Raw genomic sequence first — 3,205 nt, 5'->3', positions numbered from 1 at the left:
GAGCCCCACCAGCGTGGATACGCTGCCACTTGCCAGAACGCGGTCATAGACCTGAAGCATGAACAGCGGCGAGATCAGCGCAAACACGTTGACCACGCCGCTGATCAACACAATGCCCCAAATCGCGGAAGTCAGAGGGAAGGGTCTCAAAGCTGATCCTTTAAGGAATGGTTGTCACGTAAGTCTCCGCAGCTGGCGACCCAGCTCCCTATATTGCTCCCCGATCGGCAACCGACTGCATCCGCTCGCTGGTTCAGGATCAGTGCTCCCGCCGAATATGTTTGGTCCCGGCATTTGATGGAGCGGGTCAACAACACCGTCCGGCTGAAGGTTTGGAAGGGATTCATCCTGGTCGGCCGCAAGGGCCCGAACAGGCTTCCGCCTCCACACCTTCAGGAGATTTCGGTCCACGACCAGCGCGACGCGCAGGGCTTCGTCACTGTACACGCTGACTGCTCCCAGGCGCCCCGGCCCATGGCAAGTAGCGGAAACGGACGGGAAAGCGCCCGCCCGGGGGGGCGGGGCGGGCGCGGTTCCGCATGGGTTTTCTGGATCAAACGAAGGTGAAGTCCGACGCGGTCAGGCCTAGGTCGGCCACGGTGACTACACCGCCCAGGTGGGCGAACTCGTGCGCGCTGCCGTCGGCGGTGACATAGGCCAGAGTTGCAACTCTGTCAGTGTAGCTGCTTTGGTAGACAATGATGTCGCCGGCGTGCTCGCCGGAGATCGCACTCGCCGCCTCATTAGCAGAGTTGAAAGATTCACCAGTGATCACCACGACGTGTTCGCCGTTCGCACCCGACGCCGCACCGCTGTAGAAGCTGCTCACCGGGTAGCCGGACTGTATGCTGGCGTTGTTGACGAAGTTCGCGCCAAAACCGTCGTTGTAGAGGCCTACCGCATCGAAGGCGAACTTGTCCTCCGCCGGGTTGAAATCGGTGATAGTGGTAATGTCCGACGTCGACCCGACAACCCCAGGCACCGGATTGTGGAACTGGAACACGAACGTGTCACTGTCGCTGCCCCCGGTCAACGTGTCCTGGCCGTCACCCACGTAGAGGACATCCTGGCCGGGTCCGCCGCTGAGCCTGTCATTGTCCTCACCGGAGACGCGCGCGTTGAAGCGGCCGTTGTCGCCGGAGAGATCGTCCCAGCCATCTCCGCCGAAGATGCGGTCGTTACCCTCGCCGCCGATGGCTCGGTCACTGCCCGCGCCACCCGAGATCTCGTCGTTGCCGCCACGACCGTCAAGCCAGTCACCGCCCTGGTAACCCTCGATCCAGTCAACACCCTCGGTGCCGAGGAGTGTTTCGGAACCCGGGCCACCTTCGATAATCTTTGCCATTGAAAATACTCCTAATGATGCCCCTGCCTGAGTCGTTCATATTCGTTATCGGACAATTGGAGAAATCGATTGCTTGGATAGGCATACATTTACGAAATGGATGCATTCTCGTTCACTTCGCCCTTCTGCTGAGCAGTTGCGGGCTCGCAGGCGGCGGGGACACGCCCCAGGCAATCGGCCCGAATATTCACACTCAAAGAACGGTCCAGGAAAACTTGGCAACCGGTCGTCCTGGTTGGGCCGCCCTCGGAAGAACGGGCATGGGGCTGTGTTGCCGAGTCGCGCCGGCACTGCCCATTGCGAGCAATGGAACGTTAGGGAGCGCGTTCGCGCGAGCCGAGATCGGAACCGACAGGCGCACCAGGTAGTACGAAATGCCGGGTTCACCAGGATTTCTCCGACCACCCCGCCAGTCGGGTGCTGTATCTTCTCACTAGGAAACGACGACAAAGTGTCCGGACGCTACAACCGCACCGGAGAGATTCGTGAAGGTCGCCCAGGCTCCGGCTCCTCCCACAAAGATCACGCTCGCCAGAAGGCCCGCCACCAGGTGCCGGCGAATGGACTCGAAACGTCATTGTTCTGATGAATGCCGGACACCGGGATCCTCCATGTCAGCGCGCTCTGCCACGTGATCCTGTGTAGACTCGATGGCCTTCAGGACTTTGGAACGCGCACCGAATGATCGCTGCCGTCCACCTTCCATCACCAACACCAAATCGACGGCGCGGATGGCGCTCGGCCGATGGGCGACGACAACCGCAATGCCCTTGCGCTCGCGCACGGAGGCGATCGCATTAACGACTGCAGCTTCGCCTTCCGCGTCGAGATGGGCATTGGGTTCATCCAGCACGACAAGGAAAGGGTCTCGATAAAGGGCCCGGGCAAGACCGATAAGCTGACGCTGCCCGGCGGAAAGTGCCGATCCGGCCTCACCAATCGGAGTTTCGTATCCGTGCTCAAATCGGAGGATCAGTTCGTGCGTGCCCGCTGCTTTCGCCGCGGCGACAATAGCCTCAGGGTCAGGATCATCTTCAAAACGAGCGATGTTTTCGGCAATGGTGCCATCGAACAATTCAACACCTTGTGGCAGATAGCCGATGTGACGGCCTAGTGCTTCCCGGTCCCATTGATCGAGGCTTGCGCTGTCGATGCGAACCTTCCCGGCGACCGGCGTCCATGCGCCGACGATGGCGCGCGAGAGTGTCGACTTGCCCGAGCCCGANGATGCGAACCTTCCCGGCGACCGGCGTCCATGCGCCGACGATGGCGCGCGAGAGTGTCGACTTGCCCGAGCCCGACGGGCCGATGACCCCGAGTGCGCTTCCCGCCTGAATGGCAAACGCAAGGCCGGTCACGGTCGGCTTGCTTTCGCCGGGCGGAACGATTGTCACGCTTTCGAGGCGCAGTTCGCGTTCAGGTGCAGGCATTAGCATAACAGGAGCGGTTTCAGGAACCTTTTCCAAGAGGTCCTCCAGCCGCGCCCAACCCTGGCGCGCCATGAGGAAGGGTTTCCAGCTTGAAATGGCGAGGTCGACCGGAGCCAGCGCACGCCCCATCATGATCGAACTGGCAATCATGACCCCGGCCGTAGCCTCTTCCCTGACGACAAGGTACGCACCGACGGCAAGAATGGCCGATTGCAGCAGCACGCGCAGCGACTTTGAAATGGCACCCAGCCCACCTGCCACGTCCCCAGCTTTCCGGTTGGCGGCCAGAAACTTGGCATTGGCCTTTTGCCATCGGGCAGCGATCCGCTTTCCAAGACCGAGAGCTTGCACGACCTCGGCATTGCAACGCGCTGCTTGCAGCAGACCATTGCGTGCCATGTTGTGGGCAACGGTATCGCTTATCGGCCCT

1 protein-coding gene and 2 pseudogenes are annotated in these 3,205 nt (G+C 61.1%); all 3 read right to left on the bottom strand.

Annotated elements, in window-relative coordinates; translation table 11 throughout:
• Window positions 1-553: 553 nt before the first annotated feature.
• Window positions 554-1,345 (bottom strand): hypothetical protein, encoded by a 792-nt coding sequence (locus X726_RS137360; RefSeq protein WP_023673926.1) that lies wholly within the window; start codon window positions 1,343-1,345, stop codon window positions 554-556.
• 381 nt (window positions 1,346-1,726) lie between these two features.
• Window positions 1,727-1,945, bottom strand: a pseudogene (locus X726_RS1000000172145) (HlyD family type I secretion periplasmic adaptor subunit); the annotation flags it as partial.
• Window positions 1,920-3,205: pseudogene (locus tag X726_RS1000000170210) on the bottom strand (ATP-binding cassette domain-containing protein); the annotation flags it as partial. The pseudogenes X726_RS1000000170210 and X726_RS1000000172145, both read right to left, overlap by 26 nt.

Origin of the sequence: Mesorhizobium sp. LSJC285A00 (assembly GCF_000503155.1) — a bacterium.
Lineage (GTDB): Bacteria > Pseudomonadota > Alphaproteobacteria > Rhizobiales > Rhizobiaceae > Mesorhizobium.
This window is presented reverse-complemented; position numbering and strand designations above follow the sequence as displayed.